We start from the raw sequence: 16,888 nt of genomic DNA on the forward strand, positions 1-16,888 counted from the left end.
CCGGTGTCAGACGTCCGTGTGACCATCCAACGCGATTCCGAGCGGGAAGAGCGCGTGGTGACGACGGGCACTACGGCAGCCGAGCTCTTCCCCGGCGAGCGCACCGTCGTCGCCGCCCGCATCGCCGGTGAGCTGAAGGACCTCGCGTACGTGGTCGCCGACGGCGAGACCGTCGAGCCCGTCGAGATCTCCTCCGAGGACGGCCTCAACATCCTGCGGCACTCCACCGCGCACGTGATGGCCCAGGCCGTGCAGGAGCTCCACCCCGAGGCCAAGCTGGGCATCGGGCCGCCGGTCAAGGACGGCTTCTACTACGACTTCGACGTCGAGACGCCGTTCACGCCCGAGGACCTCAAGGCCATCGAGAAGAAGATGCAGGAGATCCAGAAGCGGGGCCAGAAGTTCTCCCGCCGGGTCGTGACGGACGAGGCGGCCCGCGAGGAGCTCGCCGACGAGCCGTACAAGCTGGAGCTCATCGGCATCAAGGGCTCGGCCTCGTCGGACGACGGCGCGGACGTCGAGGTGGGCGGCGGCGAGCTGACCATCTACGACAACCTCGACCCGAAGACCGGCGAGCTGTGCTGGAAGGACCTCTGCCGGGGCCCGCACCTGCCGACCACCCGGTTCATCCCCGCGTTCAAGCTGATGCGGAACGCGGCGGCGTACTGGCGGGGCAGCGAGAAGAACCCGATGCTCCAGCGCATCTACGGGACCGCCTGGCCGACCAAGGACGAGCTGAAGGCCCACCTGGAGTTCCTGGAGGAGGCCGCCAAGCGCGACCACCGCAAGCTCGGCAACGAGCTGGACCTCTTCTCCTTCCCGGACGAGATCGGCCCCGGCCTCGCCGTCTTCCACCCCAAGGGCGGCGTCATCCGCCGGGCCATGGAGGACTACTCGCGGCGCCGCCACGAGGAGGAGGGCTACGAGTTCGTCTACTCGCCGCACGCCACCAAGGGCAAGCTCTTCGAGAAGTCCGGCCACCTCGACTGGTACGCCGACGGCATGTACCCGCCCATGCAGCTCGACGACGGGGTGGACTACTACCTCAAGCCGATGAACTGCCCGATGCACAACCTGATCTTCGACGCGCGCGGCCGCTCCTACCGTGAACTGCCGCTGCGCCTCTTCGAGTTCGGCACGGTGTACCGGTACGAGAAGTCCGGCGTCGTGCACGGCCTGACCCGCTCCCGCGGATTCACGCAGGACGACGCGCACATCTACTGCACCAAGGAGCAGATGGCGGAGGAGCTCGACCGGACGCTCACCTTCGTCCTGAACCTGCTCCGCGACTACGGTCTGACCGACTTCTACCTGGAGCTGTCCACCAAGGACCCGGAGAAGTTCGTCGGTTCGGACGAGGTCTGGGAAGAGGCCACCGAGACGCTGCGACTGGTCGCCGAGAAGCAGGGCCTGCCGCTGGTCCCGGACCCGGGCGGCGCCGCGTTCTACGGCCCGAAGATCTCGGTCCAGTGCAAGGACGCCATCGGCCGGACCTGGCAGATGTCGACCGTGCAGCTCGACTTCAACCTGCCGGAGCGCTTCGACCTGGAGTACACCGGCCCCGACGGCACCAAGCAGCGCCCGGTCATGATCCACCGTGCCCTGTTCGGTTCCATCGAGCGCTTCTTTGCGGTGCTCCTGGAGCACTACGCGGGTGCGTTCCCGGTGTGGCTCGCGCCCGTCCAGGCGGTCGGCATCCCGATCGGCGACGCGCACATCCCGTACCTCCAGGAGTTCGCCGCCAAGGCGCGCAAGCAGGGGCTGCGGGTCGACGTGGACGCCTCGTCGGACCGGATGCAGAAGAAGATCCGCAACCAGCAGCGGGCCAAGGTGCCGTTCATGATCATCGCCGGCGACGAGGACATGGCCAACGGAGCCGTCTCCTTCCGTTACCGCGACGGTTCGCAGGAGAACGGCATCCCGGTCGAGGACGCGATCGCGAAGATCGCCAAGGCCGTGGAGGACCGCGTCCAGGTCTGATCGGTGACGGGCAGGGGCCCCCGGCGAGCTACTGGCTCGCCGGGGGCTCCTTCTCGTCCTCCCGCCGGAAGACCTGGATCAGCCACGACGAGAACGAACCCGTCACCGCCCCCAGCAGCGCCAGCCCGCAAGCCATCAGGAACGCCGCGACCACCCGGCCCCCCGGCGTCACCGGCACGGCATCGCCGTACCCGACCGTGGTGAGCGTCTCGCACGCCCACCAGACGGCGTCGCCGAACGTCAGGATGGAGGCACCCGGCGCGTCGTGCTCCTGGTGGTAGACGGCGAGCGCGGCCGAGAACCCCAGCAGCACCGCGGTCATCCCCGCATACGTGATGACACGCGCGTACAGGCTCAGGCGGGGCACGTCGCGCCGCTGCTGGACGGCCGTATAGACCTGGACCATGCGCAGCGGGCGCAGCAGCGGCAGCAGGAGCACGATCGTGTCGAGCCAGCGCACCCGGACGAACCGGTGGCCGAGGCCGCTGAGCCGGATCCGTACGGCGTAGTCGACGATGAAGACCAGCCAGGTGGCCGCGACCAGCGCGACGGCGATGTCGTGCCACGGTTCGCTGTCGTGCGGAGTGAGGACGCGGGCCGCGTATCCGACCAGGAAGAGCAGCGAGGCGGCGAAGAGCGGTACCTCGGTGCGCTGCTCCCAGTGGGCCAGAGCGGGCGAGGAGTTTCGGGCCGGGGTGCGGTCGCTCATCGGCCCAGCATCGCGCCGAGGGGACGGGATCGCCCCCGGCGACACGCTCCGCGTCGGGTACGCAATATGCTGATCGGCATGACGAGTGAGCCGGAGCAGCAGATCGGAGTGGGAACGCCCGATGCGTTCCAGCGCCTGTGGACGCCCCACCGGATGGCGTACATCCAGGGCGAGAACAAGCCGACCGGCCCGGAGGCCGGCGACGGCTGTCCGTTCTGCGAGATCCCCTCGAAGTCGGACGAGGACGGACTCGTCGTCGCGCGCGGTGAGAGGGTCTACGCGGTGCTCAATCTGTATCCGTACAACGGTGGGCACCTGATGGTGGTGCCGTACCGGCATGTCGCGGACTACACCGAGCTGGACGGTCCGGAGACGCTGGAGCTCGCCGATTTCACCAAGCGTGCGATGACGGCGCTGCGTGCGGCGTCGGGGGCACACGGTTTCAACATCGGGATGAACCAGGGTGCGGTGGCCGGTGCGGGTATCGCCGCGCATCTGCATCAGCATCTGGTGCCCCGATGGGGTGGTGACACCAACTTCATGCCGGTGGTGGGGCACACCAAGGTGCTGCCGCAGCTGCTGGCGGACACCCGGAAGATGCTGGCGGACGCCTGGCCCGCCGCCTGATCTCCGTCCGCACCTCGCGGGGCACTCCGGACCTTCCCGGAGTGCCCCGCGGGTGTGTGCGGGTGGTTACGCGTCGTAGAGGTCGGCCTTGCGCGGGGTGGGGTCCTGGACGAGTCCGCTCAGTATCGACGAGCGGTTGTCGAAGCGGTCCGTGTCGACGCCGTTCTCCGCCAGGACCTTCATGGCGGCGCTGTGCACGACGCGCAGGACGGGTGTGGCCGCCCGCATCGCGTCGTCGGCCATGAAGCGGTGGCGCCACGGCTTCTCGGCCCAGGCGTGGCGCAGCCCGAAGGGCTCGGGCAGGGCGATCTTGCCGCCGAGGTAGTCCAGGAGCGGCGGGTACCAGGTGAAGGGGGCGCGCAGGGCGAGGCGGACCACTTCCTTCGGCTCGACCAGTGACAGGGCGATGTCGCGGGTCTCCCAGAACTTGACGGTCTTGTTGACCGTCTTCTTCTTGGCGGCGGGCTTGCTGGTGAACAGGGAGTGGACGGGGCCGAGCGCGTGTCCGGTGACCTCGATGCGCAGGGTCTCGAAGAGCACGGTGACGGTGATCATCATGGTGATGACCAGCTGGCCGTCCCAGAGGGTGAACTGGACACCCAGGTAGTGGCGGTCGCCGCCGCCGAACTGCTGGTGGTTGCAGATCCGCTGTATCTCGTGGGGCTTGACCTGGAAGGTGGCGACGTCCTCCCCCTGGGGGCGGGACACCTCGTCGGTGTTCTCCCCGACGGGCGACACGATCCAGTGGGTGACCGAGGGGGTGGGGAATCCGCCGCTGTTCAGGGGGCCGCGCTCCAGCATCTTGAGCTGGTCGTGGATGACGCGTATCAGGTCCCAGCTGCGGAACTGGTGGAACTCCTTGGCGGGCTCCTTGGGAACGAGGTCCTCGGCGAGCTGCCAGCTGCCCCAGCGGGTGCCCATGCCGAGGATGCCCTTGGGGCCGGCGTAGAAGACGGAGTTGGACTGCTGTTCGGCGGAGAGCTTCTCCAGGCCCTGCCGGAGGGCCTCGCGGGCGGTTTCGTTGGGGTTCTTCGGCACGGCTTCGGGGATCTTGGCGATGACGCCACCGCCGGAGAGGAGCCCTTCCCAGCGGGCACGCATGTCCTGGGCGGATTTCTCGGCGATCCGCTTGGCGAGCAGCCAGCCGATGACGGGCGCCACGATCATCGCGCGCAGGTACAGCGCCAGGAGCCCGGTGACGGGCATCTTGATCAGGAGGAACAGTGCGGCGATGCCGATGACGGGCAGCAGGGCGTTGCCGATGGCGGCGAGGCCCTTGTCCTTGGTGCCGGCGAGGCCGTCGCGCAGGCGGAACGCGATGACCCACAGCAGCATCCCGGGCAGGAAGACGAAGCCGAACAGGGCGGTGACCGCGGTGAGTTTGGTGTCGCGGGCCTTGCGGAGGCGGGTCGCGGAGAGGCAGTGCTCGACGACGGTCTGCGGGTCGCTGCCGAAGGACTGGATGAGGGCCTTCCGCGCGCCGCCCAGCATGCGTTCCTGGACGGCGCGGGAGAAGGCCTCGCCGAGGTTGGGTTTGAAGTAGTCGGACTTGAAGAGCTTGGAACGCCCTGCCTTCACCTCGGACTTGTGCCATTCGCTGTTGGCTTTGAGGATTTCCTCCACCGGGCTGTCGCGGTACGCGGCGGAGGCGAGGGCGTTGGTCGCCACCGCCGCTCCTGCCGCCCCCTGGAGCGGAATCTGCGCTCCGGGAGAGAAATCGAATCCGTTGCTGGCCACTGTCGCCCCCACTCGCCGCCGAGGAACCGCTCCTGCGGCTTGTTTCCCAACTGCCGGGCCCGGCACACTTTCTGACCTGGCAGCACAGCGTATCGTCCGGATCGGCACCCCGTCCGGCCCTGTGGACAACGGTGAGCGGCCCGGGGCTCTACGCGCCCTTTGCGCCGTTTTCCTATTGTTGGTCGAGGCGGTCGGCGAGCTGCGGGGGCATGGCTTCGTGACGGGCGTAGGAGCGGTCGAACCGGCCGGTTCCGTGGGACAGGGAGCGCAGGTCGACCGCGTAGCGTCCGATCTCCAGCTCCGGGACCTCGGCCCGTACGAGGGTGCGGCCGGTGCCGGACTGCTCGGTGCCGGTCACCCGGCCGCGGCGGCCGGAGAGGTCGCTCATCACCGGGCCGACGTAGTCGTCGGGGACCAGGACGCGGACCTCTGCGACGGGTTCGAGGAGCTGGATGCGGGCGTCGCCCGCGGCCTCGCGCAGGGCGAGGGCGCCCGCGGTCTGGAAGGCGGCGTCGGAGGAGTCGACGGAGTGGGCCTTGCCGTCGCGCAGGGTGATGCGCACGTCGACCAGGGGATGTCCGGTGGTGAGGCCGCGGGCGGCCTGGGCGCGGACGCCCTTCTCGACGGACGGGACGAACTGGCGGGGTACCGATCCGCCGACCACCTTGTCGACGAATTCGATACCGGAGCCGGGTGGCAGCGGATCGACGTCGATCTCGCAGATGGCGTACTGGCCGTGGCCGCCGGACTGTTTGACGTGACGGCCCCGTCCGGCGGACGGGGCGGCGAAGGTCTCGCGCAGGGCGACGCGATGGGGCACCGCGTCGACCTGCACGCCGTAGCGGGTGCGCAAACGGTCCAGGGCCACGTCCAGATGTGCCTCGCCGAGGCACCACAGGACCACCTGGTGGGTGTCCTGGTTCAGTTCCAGGCGCAGGGCCGGGTCCTCGGCGACGAGGCGCGCGAGGCCCCGGGAGAGCTTGTCCTCGTCGGCCTTTCCGTGGGCCTCGATGGCCAGCGGCAGCAGAGGGTCGGGCATCGTCCACGGCTGCATGAGCAGGGGGTGGTCCGGAGCGGACAGGGTGTCGCCGGTCTCGGCGGCGTCCAGCCGGGCGACACAGGCGAGGTCACCGGCGATGCAGGCGGTGAGGGGCCGCTGCTGTTTGCCGAAGGGTGAGGAGAGGGCGCCGACGCGGATCTCGCTCTCGTGGAAGGGCCGGGCCTCGTGGCCGGGGTCGTCGAGTCCGTGGCCGGATATGTGCACCGTGTCGTCGGGGCGCAGAGTGCCGGAGAAGACGCGCACGAGCGAGAGGCGGCCGACGTAGGGATCCGACGCCGTCTTGACGACTTCGGCGGCCAGGGGCCCCTGCGGGTCGCAGTCCAGAGTGGGGAGCGGGGCGCCGTGCAGCGTGGTCACAGCAGGCAGCGGCCGTTCGAGCGGGGTGGGGAAGCCGCCGGTGATCAGATCGAGGAGTTCGACGGTTCCAATGCCCTGGCGGGCGCCGTCGGCCGCGGGAGCGGCGGTGAGGACGGGGTGGAAGGTGCCGCGCGCGACGGCGCTTTCGAGGCCGTCGACGAGTGTCCTGATTTCGATGTCCGCCCCGCCGAGGTAGCGGTCCATCAGGGTCTCGTCCTCGCTCTCGGCGATGATCCCCTCGATCAGCCGGTTGCGGGCATCGGACAGGGGCGCCTGCTGGGACTCGGCCGGCGGGAGCTCCCGCCGTTCTCCGCCGGAGTAGTCGAAGATCCGCTGCGAGAGCAGTCCCGTGAGCCCGGTCAGCGGGGCGTGCCCGTCCGCGGCCTCGGGGCCGTGCACCGGCAGGTGGAGCGGGAGTACGGCGTCGGGGTCGTCGCCTCCGAAGATCTCGCCGCAGATCCGGGTCATCGCGTCGAAGGAGGTGCGGGCGGTGTCCAGGTGGGTGACGACGATGGCGCGCGGCATGCCGACCGCCGCGCACTCGTCCCAGACGGCACGGGTGGTTCCGGCGACCGCGTCGGCCTCCTGGGCAGCCGAGACGACGAACAGGGCCGCGTCCGCGGCGCGCAGACCGGCCCTGAGTTCCCCGACGAAATCGGCGTATCCGGGGCTGTCGAGGAGGTTGATCTTGATGCCGTCCCATTCGACGGGGACGAGGGAGAGCGATACCGAGCGGTGCCGGAGCTGCTCGATGCCGTCGTGGTCGGAGACCGTGGTGCCGTCCTCGACCCGGCCTGCCCGGTTGACCGCGCCCGCGGTCTGTGCGAGTGCCTCGACGAGGGTGGTCTTTCCGGAGCCGCTGTGGCCGACCAGGACCACGTTCCGTATGAGGGAGGGGTGGCCGGCTGTCGCTGCTCCTCCGGCGGCTCCGTCGTGCGTGTGTGCCTTGTCGCCCATGATGCGTGCCTCCCGGGTGGTGGCGCCGGGCGGCGGGGCCGTCGGCGCGGGATGGGGAGTGGTCGCACGGGCACGGGGGAGCCGCCGCGGCGGCTACGGCGACGCCCGCGGTAGTTCCGAGCTTGGCACTGCTGCCGGGTCCCGTCCATACGCCGCACGCCGTCGTGCGGGACCGCGCGCCGCCTCCACAGCGCGTCGACGGTCTCCTCCAGGGTGCCCGGACAGTGGATCCCGACGGTCGTGACTACGATGGGCCAGCCGGTGGCCGATGGGGCCATGCGGCCCACCGACCCTCGGGAAGGCCATGCTGAACAAGTACGCGCGTGCATTTTTCACGCGTGTCCTCACGCCGTTCGCCGCACTGTTGCTCCGTCTGGGCGTGAGTCCTGACGCGGTCACTCTGATCGGCACGGCCGGGGTGATGGCAGGTGCACTGGTCTTCTTCCCGATGGGGGAGTTCTTCTGGGGCACGATCGTCATCACGATCTTCGTCTTCTCCGACCTCGTCGACGGCAACATGGCGCGTCAGGCGGGCATCTCCAGCCGCTGGGGCGCGTTCCTCGACTCGACGCTCGACCGGGTCGCCGACGGGGCGATCTTCGCCGGATTCGCTCTCTGGTACGCGGGCAGCGGTGACGACAACGTCCTGTGCGCGGTCGCGATCTTCTGCCTGGCGAGCGGCCAGGTGGTCTCGTACACCAAAGCCCGCGGGGAGTCGATCGGTCTGCCGGTGGCCGTCAACGGGCTCGTGGAGCGTGCCGAGCGCCTGGTGATCTCGCTGGTGGCCGCAGGCCTGGCCGGTCTCCACAAGTTCGGTGTGCCCGGGATCGACATCCTGCTGCCGATCGCCCTGTGGATCGTCGCCGTCGGCAGCCTGGTGACGCTGGTGCAGCGGGTCGTGACCGTGCGCCGTGAGTCCGCCGAGGCGGACGCGGCCGCCGCGGTGTCTGCGGCGGACCGGGGGAGCGAGGCCGCGCAGTGAGCGGCGCGCCCGGGGACACGAAGCCCGGGGCCGGTGAGCGGCTGAGCGACGGGCTGTACGGGCTGGGCTGGGCCGCGGTCAAGAAGCTGCCCGAACCCGTCGCGCGGGCGCTCTTCCGCACCCTGGCCGACCAGGTGTGGAAGCGGCGCGGAAAGAGTGTGCTGCGCCTGGAGTCCAATCTGGCGCGGGTCGTGCCGGACGCGAGCCCGGCCCGGCTCGCGGCCCTCTCCAAGGCCGGGATGCGCTCCTACATGCGCTACTGGATGGAGTCGTTCCGACTGCCCACCTGGACCCCGGAGCGGATCAAGGCGTCCATCGACGTGACGGACGCGCACCGGCTGACCGAGGGACTCGACGCGGGGCGCGGGGTGATCCTCGCCCTGCCGCACCTGGGGAACTGGGACCTGGCGGGGGCGTGGGTGACCACCGATCTCAAGGTCCCCTTCACCACCGTCGCCGAGCGGCTCAAGCCGGAGTCCCTGTACGACCGGTTCGTGGCCTACCGCGAGGGCCTCGGCATGGAGGTGCTCGCGCACAACGGCGGCACCGCGTTCGGCACGCTGGCACGCCGGCTGCGCGAGGGCGGCCTCGTCTGCCTGGTCGCCGACCGCGACCTGTCGGCCTCGGGCGTCGAGGTGACGTTCTTCGGCGACACGGCCCGGATGCCCGCGGGGCCGGCGCTCCTGGCCCAGCAGACCGGCGCGCTGCTGCTGCCGGTCACCCTCTCGTACGACGACACGCCGGTGATGAAGGCGCGGATCCATCCGCCCGTCGAGGTACCCGGCTCAGGCGACCGCGGCGAAAGGACGTCCTCGATGACACAGGCCCTGGCCGACGCGTTCGCCCTGGGCATCGCCGAGCATCCGGAGGACTGGCACATGCTGCAACGGCTCTGGCTCTCCGACCTCGAACCCCGCGGAGACGAGCAGTGAAGATCGGCATCGTCTGCCCGTACTCCTGGGACGTTCCGGGCGGCGTGCAGTTCCACATCCGGGATCTCGCCGAGCACCTGATCCGGCTCGGCCACGAGGTCTCCGTGCTCGCCCCGGCCGACGAGGAGACGCCGCTGCCGCCGTACGTGGTGTCCGCGGGCCGGGCCGTGCCCGTCCCCTACAACGGCTCCGTCGCCCGGCTGAACTTCGGCTTCCTGTCCGCGGCCCGGGTACGGCGGTGGCTGCAGGCCGGCACGTTCGACGTGATCCACATCCATGAGCCGACCTCGCCCTCGCTGGGGCTCCTCACCTGCTGGGCGGCGCAGGGGCCGATCGTCGCCACCTTCCACACGTCCAATCCGCGCTCGCGCGCGATGATCGCCGCCTATCCGATCCTCCAGCCGGCGCTGGAGAAGATCAGCGCGCGCATCGCGGTCAGCGAGTACGCGCGCCGGACCCTGGTCGAGCACCTGGGCGGCGACGCGGTGGTCATCCCCAACGGGGTCGACGTCGGGTTCTTCGCCGCGGCCGAGCCCAGGCCCGAGTGGCAGGGGGGCACGATCGGCTTCATCGGGCGCATCGACGAGCCCCGCAAGGGCCTGCCGGTCCTGATGCGGGCGCTGCCCGCGATCCTTGCGGCACGCCCGGACACCCGGCTGCTCGTGGCGGGCCGGGGCGACGAGGAGGAGGCCGTCGCCTCGTTGTCGAAGGAGATGCGCGCGCGCGTCGAGTTCCTCGGCATGGTGAGCGACGAGGACAAGGCGAGGCTGCTGCGCAGCGTCGACGTGTACGTCGCGCCCAACACGGGCGGTGAGAGCTTCGGCATCATTCTCGTCGAGGCCATGTCGGCGGGTGCGCCGGTCCTCGCCAGCGATCTGGACGCGTTCGCACAGGTCCTGGATCTGGGGGCGGCGGGGGAGCTGTTTGCCAACGAGGACGCGGAGGCCCTGGCAGGGGCGGCGATCCGCCTGCTGGGCGATCCGGAACGGCGCGCGGAGCTGCGCGAGCGCGGCAGTGCGCACGTGCGGCGCTTCGACTGGTCGACGGTCGGGGCCGACATCCTGGCGGTGTACGAGACGGTGGCGGACGGGGCCGCCTCCGTGGCGGCGGACGAACGCACGGGGCTGCGGGCCCGGTTCGGCCTGGCCCGGGACTGAGACGCTGCCGGGGGCCGGTACTCCCGACGGCCTCCGAGCGCCTTCCCCCCGAAGGCGCCCCCGCCCTCCGGGGGAGCAGGGGCGCGCCCGCTCACCGGTAGCCTTGCCGCCCGTGACCGAAACCCTCATCTGGACCGTCGTCGTACTCATCGCGATCGGCCTGTATCTCAGCTGGACCGCGGGTCGCCTCGACCGGCTGCACACCCGGATCGACGCGGCCCGCGCCGCACTCGACGCCCAACTGCTGCGCCGCGCCTCGGTCACCCAGGAACTCGCCACGTCCGGGGTCCTCGACCCGGCGGCCTCCATCGTGCTGTACGAGGCCGCCCACGCCGCCCGTCAGTCGGAGGAGGAGCACCGCGAGGTCGCCGAGAGCGAGCTGAGTACCGCTCTGCGCGCGGTGTTCGGCGAGAGGGCGCAGGTCGATGCGGTGAAGGAGATTCCCGGCGGCGAGGAGGCCGCCTCCGAGCTGGCGGCGGCCGTGCGCCGGGTCCCGATGGCGCGCAGGTTCCACAACGACGCGGTGCGGGCGGCGCGTGCGTTGCGCCGGCACCGGACGGTGCGCTGGTTCCGGCTCGCCGGGCATGCCCCGTTCCCGCTGGCCTTCGAGATGGACGACGAGCCGCCGGTCGCCCTCGCGGACCGGCCGGTCAGCTGACGGCGGCAGGTGTGGCACGGGTACGGCACGCCCGCCCCGCACCTGGGCGGGCACGGCACGCCCGCGCCTTCCGCCGCACCGGTCGGTGAACCGGTGCGGCAGGCCAAAGACCGATCCGACGTGCCCAGGAACGGTCCACCGGGCCAAAACGATCCACCGGCCTTCCATTGGCCCTTGCTGTGGACTGGTGCCGGAGAGTTTGCTCTGCAGTGCATCAGTCCTGCACGTTCAGCAGCCGTTTCTCCGAGTGAGGTCGATCCGTGTCCACGAACCCCGCCACCCCGCAGTCCACCGACGCCCCCGCCACCGGCACCGCCCGCGTCAAGCGCGGGATGGCCGAGCAGCTCAAGGGCGGCGTGATCATGGACGTCGTCAACGCCGAGCAGGCGAAGATCGCCGAGGACGCGGGCGCCGTGGCCGTCATGGCCCTGGAGCGGGTGCCTGCCGACATCCGCAAGGACGGCGGCGTGGCCCGGATGTCGGACCCGAACATGATCGAGGAGATCATCGAGTCCGTCTCCATCCCGGTGATGGCGAAGTCCCGCATCGGACACTTCGTCGAGGCCCAGGTGCTGCAGTCCCTCGGCGTCGACTACATCGACGAGTCCGAGGTCCTCACCCCAGCCGACGAGGTCAACCACAGCGACAAGTTCGCGTTCACCACCCCGTTCGTGTGCGGTGCCACCAACCTGGGTGAGGCCCTGCGCCGCATCGCCGAGGGCGCGGCCATGATCCGCTCGAAGGGCGAGGCGGGCACCGGCAACGTCGTCGAGGCCGTCCGTCACCTGCGCCAGATCAAGAACGAGATCGCCCGGCTGCGCGGCTACGACAACAACGAGCTGTACGCCGCCGCCAAGGACCTCCGCGCCCCGTACGAGCTGGTCAAGGAGGTCGCCGAGCTCGGCAAGCTCCCCGTCGTCCTCTTCTCCGCAGGCGGCGTGGCCACCCCGGCCGACGCCGCGCTGATGCGCCAGCTCGGTGCCGAGGGCGTCTTCGTCGGCTCCGGCATCTTCAAGTCCGGCGACCCGGCCAAGCGCGCCGCCGCCATCGTGAAGGCCACCACGTTCTACGACGACCCGAAGATCATCGCGGATGCCTCCCGCAACCTGGGCGAGGCCATGGTCGGCATCAACTGCGACACCCTGCCCGAGGCCGAGCGCTACGCCAACCGTGGCTGGTAGTCACTGATGAGCGACACCCCTGTGATCGGAGTCCTGGCTCTCCAGGGCGACGTACGGGAACACCTGATCGCCCTGGCCTCGGCGGATGCCCTGGCCAGGCCGGTCCGGCGTCCCGAAGAACTCGCCGAGGTCGACGGCCTGGTCATCCCGGGCGGCGAGTCCACCACCATGTCCAAACTGGCCGCCCTGTTCGGCATGCTGGAACCCCTGCGCGAGCGGGCGCGGGCCGGGATGCCGGTCTACGGCACCTGCGCCGGGATGATCCTGCTCGCGGAGAAGATCCTGGACCCGCGTTCGGGCCAGGAGACCATCGGCGGCATCGACATGATCGTGCGGCGTAACGCTTTCGGGCGGCAGAACGAGTCGTTCGAGGCGGCCGTCGAGGTCACCGGAATCGACGGCGGCCCGGTCGAGGGCGTCTTCATCCGCGCCCCCTGGGTCGAATCCGTGGGTGCCGAGGCCGAGGTGGTGGCCGAGCACGGGGGCCACATCGTGGCGGTACGGCAGGGAAACGCCCTTGCCACGTCATTCCACCCGGAACTGACCGGGGACCACCGGGTTCACGCGTACTTCGTCGACATGGTGCGCGCAGTCAGCTGACTCGACCCCGGTAGGATCTCTCGGGTTCGTACGGAATTTGGTGACGCGAAGGAGAAGGCAGATGTCCGGCCACTCTAAATGGGCTACGACGAAGCACAAGAAGGCCGTGATCGACGCCAAGCGCGGCAAACTCTTCGCGAAGATGATCAAGAACATCGAGGTCGCGGCCCGCACCGGCGGTGCCGACGTGTCCGGCAACCCGACGCTCTTCGATGCCATCCAGAAGGCCAAGAAGAGCTCGGTCCCGAACAAGAACATCGACTCGGCGGTCAAGCGCGGTGCCGGCCTCGAGGCCGGTGGCGCCGACTACGAGACGATCATGTACGAGGGCTACGGACCGAACGGCGTCGCGGTGCTCATCGAGTGCCTCACCGACAACCGCAACCGTGCCGCGTCCGACGTCCGTGTCGCCATGACCCGCAACGGCGGTTCGATGGCGGACCCGGGCTCGGTCTCGTACCTGTTCAACCGCAAGGGCGTAGTCATCGTCCCCAAGGGTGAACTCTCCGAGGACGACGTGCTCGGTGCGGTGCTCGACGCCGGCGCCGAGGAGGTCAACGACCTCGGTGACACGTTCGAGGTCCTCAGCGAGGCCACCGACATGGTCGCGGTCCGCACCGCGCTGCAGGAGGCCGGCATCGACTACGACTCGGCCGAGGCGAACTTCGTCCCGACCATGCAGGTCGAGCTGGAGGAAGAGGGTGCGCGCAAGATCTTCAAGCTGATCGACGCGCTGGAGGACAGCGACGACGTCCAGAACGTCTTCGCCAACTTCGACGTCTCCGACGAGGTCATGGAGAAGGTCGACGCCTGAGTCGCGCCCAGCGCAGCTTCTGTGGACGGGCCGACGGGGACACACCCCGTCGGCCCGTCGCATTGTCAGTGCGAGCCGATAGCCTGCGGGAACAGTTGACCGATCGGCAGGGAGGGGACGCATCGTGCGGGTACTCGGCGTGGACCCCGGGCTCACCCGGTGCGGCGTCGGAGTCGTCGAAGGCGTCGCGGGCCGGCCCCTGACGATGGTCGGCGTGGGCGTCGTGCGCACAGCGGCCGACGCCGAGCTCGGCGACCGGCTGGTGGCCATCGAGCGCGGCATCGAGGAGTGGCTCGACGAGCACCGGCCCGAGTACGTCGCAGTCGAGCGGGTGTTCGCCCAGCACAACGTGCGTACGGTGATGGGCACCGCCCAGGCCAGTGCGGTCGCCATGCTCTGCGCGTCCCGCCGTGGCATTCCGGTCGCCCTGCACACGCCCAGCGAGGTCAAGGCTGCCGTCACCGGCAGTGGACGGGCGGACAAGGCACAGGTCGGAGCCATGGTGACCCGGCTCCTGCGCCTGGACGCCCCTCCGAAGCCCGCGGACGCCGCCGACGCCCTCGCCCTCGCCATCTGCCACATCTGGCGCGCCCCCGCGCTCAACCGCCTCCAGCAGGCGCACGCGGCCGCCGCAGCGGCAGCCCGCACCCCGCGCGTCCCGCGCACCGCAGCAGCACCCGTCCGGAAGGTCCCCCGATGATCGCCTTCGTCAGCGGCCCCGTCGCCGCGCTCGCCCCGACCACGGCCGTGATCGAGGTCGGCGGCATCGGCATGGCCGTCCAGTGCGCACCGAACACCCTCGCCGGCCTCCGCATCGGCAAGGAGGCCAAGCTCGCCACGTCCCTCGTCGTCCGGGAGGACTCGCTGACGCTCTACGGCTTCGCGGACGACGACGAGCGGCAGGTCTTCGAGCTCCTTCAGACCGCCAGCGGGGTCGGACCGCGGCTCGCCCAGGCGATGCTCGCCACACACAGCCCGGACGCCCTGCGCATCGCCGTGGCCACCGGCGACGAGAAGGCGCTCACCGCCGTGTCCGGCATCGGCAAGAAGGGCGCCCAGAAGCTCCTGCTCGAACTGAAGGACAGGCTCGGCGAGCCGCTCGGCGCCCACATCGGCCAGCAGGGCATCGGCACCGCGGTCTCCGCCTCCTGGCGCGACCAGCTGCACGCCGCACTGATCGGACTCGGCTACGCCACCCGCGAGGCGGACGAGGCGGTGTCCGCCGTGGCGCCGCAGGCGGAGGCTGCCCTCGCGGAGGGTGGTCAGCCGCCCGTGCCGCAGCTGCTGCGCGCCGCCCTGCAGAGCCTCAACCGCGCGCGCTGAGCGAAACCGGGCAACACCCCTGACGCCCGGCCGGACACCCCACGGCCCGGCACCGAAACACCCGAGGCGGGACTGACGAGATGAACTGGGACGAGACCGGACCCGACACCGACGAGCTCCTCGACGAGCGGCTCGTCGACGCCGGCGCGGACGGCGAGGACACCGCGGTCGAGGCGGCGCTGCGCCCCAAGGACCTCGACGAGTTCGTCGGTCAGGAGAAGGTGCGCGAACAGCTCGACCTGGTCCTCAAGGCGGCCCGCGCCCGGGGTGCCACGGCCGACCACGTGCTGCTCTCCGGCGCCCCCGGCCTGGGCAAGACCACCCTCTCGATGATCATCGCCGCGGAGATGAACGCGCCGATCCGGATCACCTCCGGCCCCGCCATCCAGCACGCGGGGGACCTGGCGGCCATCCTGTCCTCGCTCCAGGAGGGCGAGGTCCTCTTCCTCGACGAGATCCACCGCATGTCCCGGCCCGCCGAGGAGATGCTCTACATGGCCATGGAGGACTTCCGGGTCGACGTGATCGTCGGCAAGGGCCCGGGGGCCACCGCCATCCCGCTGGAGCTGCCGCCCTTCACCCTGGTCGGCGCGACCACCCGGGCCGGACTGCTGCCGCCCCCGCTGCGCGACCGCTTCGGCTTCACCGGGCACATGGAGTTCTACGCCCCGGCCGAACTGGAACGGGTGATTCACCGCTCGGCGGGTCTCCTGGACGTCGCGATAGACGTCGAGGGCGCCGCCGAGATCGCCGGGCGCTCCCGCGGGACGCCCCGCATCGCCAACCGGCTGCTGCGCCGGGTCCGGGACTACGCCCAGGTCAAGGCCGACGGCAGGATCGACCGGGAGATCGCCGCCGCGGCTCTGCGGGTGTACGAGGTCGACGCCAGGGGACTGGACCGGCTGGACCGGGCGGTGCTCGGTGCCCTGCTGAAACTCTTCGGCGGCGGACCGGTCGGCCTGTCCACGCTCGCGGTCGCCGTGGGCGAGGAGCGCGAGACGGTCGAGGAGGTCGCGGAACCCTTCCTCGTACGGGAAGGACTGCTGGCCAGGACGCCGCGGGGGCGTGTCGCCACCCCGGCCGCCTGGGCCCACCTCGGGCTGGTTCCTCCGCAGCACGGCGGAAAGGGACAACAGGGCCTGTTCGGGGCGTGATGCATCACAGGTTGACCCACAGAGGAACCACGGTGCCATGCTGGGCGTTGTTCCATCGATGCGGACTCGCTTAGACTCCGCCGATGCCGCCCTTAAAGGTCGGTGTACCCACCCCCGTAGACCAGGCCGCCTTCCAGCGCGGTCGTGCGAAGGAAAATCGTCCCGTGAATCCCGTGACTCTCCTCCCCTTCATCGTGCTCATCGGGGCCATGTTCCTGATGACGCGGTCCGCCAAGAAGAAGCAGGCGGCGGCTGCGAACATGCGCAATGAAATGCAGCCCGGCACCGGCGTCCGGACGATCGGGGGCATGTACGCCACCGTCAAGGAGCTTCACGAGGACACGGTCCTCCTTGAGGTCGCCCCCGGCGTGCACGCCATCTACGCGAAGAACGCCATCGGCGCCGTCCTGGACGACGCGGAGTACAACCGCATCGTCCACGGCGACGTGGAGGAGCTCGACGTCGACGGCGCGGTCGTGCCGGACGACGCCTCCTCGCTGACCGAGGCCGAGGCCGAGGCCGCGGACGACGCGGACGACGCGAAGACCGACCTGGTCAAGAAGACCGAGGCGGACGACGCGGAGCCGGCCGACGACAAGGCCGACAAGAAGTCCGACGGCAAGGCCGACGGCGAGGCCGACGCTAAGTAGCACACGACCC

16 protein-coding genes are annotated in these 16,888 nt (G+C 70.4%); 13 read left to right on the plus strand and 3 right to left on the minus strand.

Annotated elements, in window-relative coordinates; genetic code table 11:
- Positions 1–3 precede the first annotated feature (3 nt).
- Positions 4–1,980 carry a threonine--tRNA ligase gene (thrS, locus tag ABZ434_RS24725; RefSeq protein ID WP_359140832.1) on the plus strand — a complete coding sequence of 659 codons (1,977 nt, stop codon included), beginning with the start codon at positions 4–6 and terminating at the stop codon, positions 1,978–1,980.
- A gap of 28 nt (positions 1,981–2,008) precedes the next feature.
- Here thrS and ABZ434_RS24730 read toward each other — a convergent pair whose 3' ends face one another.
- Positions 2,009–2,689, minus strand: a complete 681-nt coding sequence (locus ABZ434_RS24730) for a potassium channel family protein (protein ID WP_359140835.1) — start codon at positions 2,687–2,689, stop codon at positions 2,009–2,011.
- 66 nt (positions 2,690–2,755) lie between these two features.
- Here ABZ434_RS24730 and ABZ434_RS24735 point away from each other — a divergent pair, with 66 nt between their 5' ends.
- Positions 2,756–3,316 carry an HIT domain-containing protein gene (locus ABZ434_RS24735; protein WP_359140838.1) on the plus strand — a complete coding sequence of 187 codons (561 nt, stop codon included), beginning with the start codon at positions 2,756–2,758 and terminating at the stop codon, positions 3,314–3,316.
- Positions 3,317–3,382: 66 nt separating this feature from the next.
- Here the strand turns inward: ABZ434_RS24735 and ABZ434_RS24740 are convergent, their stop codons facing one another.
- Together ABZ434_RS24740 and ABZ434_RS24745 are read right to left on the minus strand one after the other, a co-directional pair.
- The gene (locus tag ABZ434_RS24740) at positions 3,383–5,053 is read right to left on the minus strand and encodes a hypothetical protein (protein WP_359140841.1); all 1,671 of its coding nucleotides are present in this window, start codon (positions 5,051–5,053) and stop codon (positions 3,383–3,385) included.
- A gap of 172 nt (positions 5,054–5,225) precedes the next feature.
- Entirely contained in the window at positions 5,226–7,427 is a 2,202-nt protein-coding gene (locus ABZ434_RS24745) for an elongation factor G-like protein EF-G2 (protein ID WP_359140844.1), read from the minus strand.
- Between the two features lie 304 nt (positions 7,428–7,731).
- Between ABZ434_RS24745 and pgsA the strand changes: the two genes are divergently transcribed.
- The 11 genes from pgsA (at position 7,732) to yajC (ending at position 16,878) form a co-directional block, all read left to right on the plus strand.
- Entirely contained in the window at positions 7,732–8,409 is a 678-nt protein-coding gene (gene pgsA, locus ABZ434_RS24750) for a phosphatidylinositol phosphate synthase (protein ID WP_359140847.1), read from the plus strand.
- Positions 8,406–9,341, plus strand: a complete 936-nt coding sequence (locus tag ABZ434_RS24755) for a phosphatidylinositol mannoside acyltransferase (RefSeq protein ID WP_359140850.1) — start codon at positions 8,406–8,408, stop codon at positions 9,339–9,341. Before pgsA ends, ABZ434_RS24755 begins: the two co-directional genes overlap by 4 nt.
- Entirely contained in the window at positions 9,338–10,498 is a 1,161-nt protein-coding gene (locus ABZ434_RS24760; protein ID WP_359140853.1) for a glycosyltransferase family 4 protein, read from the plus strand. The genes ABZ434_RS24755 and ABZ434_RS24760 overlap by 4 nt, the downstream gene beginning before the upstream one ends.
- Positions 10,499–10,610: 112 nt before the next feature.
- Positions 10,611–11,156, plus strand: coding sequence for a hypothetical protein (locus ABZ434_RS24765; RefSeq protein WP_359140856.1), 546 nt, complete (start codon positions 10,611–10,613; stop codon positions 11,154–11,156).
- Between the two features lie 260 nt (positions 11,157–11,416).
- On the plus strand, positions 11,417–12,337 hold the full coding sequence (gene pdxS / locus ABZ434_RS24770; RefSeq protein WP_359140859.1) for a pyridoxal 5'-phosphate synthase lyase subunit PdxS: 921 nt from the start codon (positions 11,417–11,419) through the stop codon (positions 12,335–12,337).
- A gap of 6 nt (positions 12,338–12,343) precedes the next feature.
- The gene (pdxT, locus tag ABZ434_RS24775; protein ID WP_359140862.1) at positions 12,344–12,937 is read left to right on the plus strand and encodes a pyridoxal 5'-phosphate synthase glutaminase subunit PdxT; all 594 of its coding nucleotides are present in this window, start codon (positions 12,344–12,346) and stop codon (positions 12,935–12,937) included.
- Positions 12,938–12,998: 61 nt separating this feature from the next.
- Complete coding sequence (locus ABZ434_RS24780) at positions 12,999–13,751, plus strand: YebC/PmpR family DNA-binding transcriptional regulator (protein ID WP_329226742.1); 753 nt, start codon at positions 12,999–13,001, stop codon at positions 13,749–13,751.
- Positions 13,752–13,875: 124 nt separating this feature from the next.
- A complete protein-coding gene (gene ruvC / locus ABZ434_RS24785; protein ID WP_359140865.1) occupies positions 13,876–14,451 on the plus strand; it encodes a crossover junction endodeoxyribonuclease RuvC in 576 nt (191 codons plus the stop codon).
- The gene (ruvA, locus tag ABZ434_RS24790) at positions 14,448–15,074 is read left to right on the plus strand and encodes a Holliday junction branch migration protein RuvA (protein ID WP_359140867.1); all 627 of its coding nucleotides are present in this window, start codon (positions 14,448–14,450) and stop codon (positions 15,072–15,074) included. Before ruvC ends, ruvA begins: the two co-directional genes overlap by 4 nt.
- A gap of 80 nt (positions 15,075–15,154) precedes the next feature.
- Positions 15,155–16,228: a Holliday junction branch migration DNA helicase RuvB gene (gene ruvB, locus ABZ434_RS24795; protein WP_359140870.1), complete on the plus strand. Its 1,074-nt coding sequence runs from the start codon at positions 15,155–15,157 to the stop codon at positions 16,226–16,228.
- Positions 16,229–16,392: 164 nt separating this feature from the next.
- Positions 16,393–16,878, plus strand: a complete 486-nt coding sequence (gene yajC / locus ABZ434_RS24800; protein ID WP_359140873.1) for a preprotein translocase subunit YajC — start codon at positions 16,393–16,395, stop codon at positions 16,876–16,878.
- The last annotated feature ends 10 nt before the right edge of the window (positions 16,879–16,888 follow it).

Origin of the sequence: Streptomyces sp. NPDC005761 (assembly GCF_040630635.1) — a bacterium.
Taxonomy (GTDB): domain Bacteria; phylum Actinomycetota; class Actinomycetes; order Streptomycetales; family Streptomycetaceae; genus Streptomyces.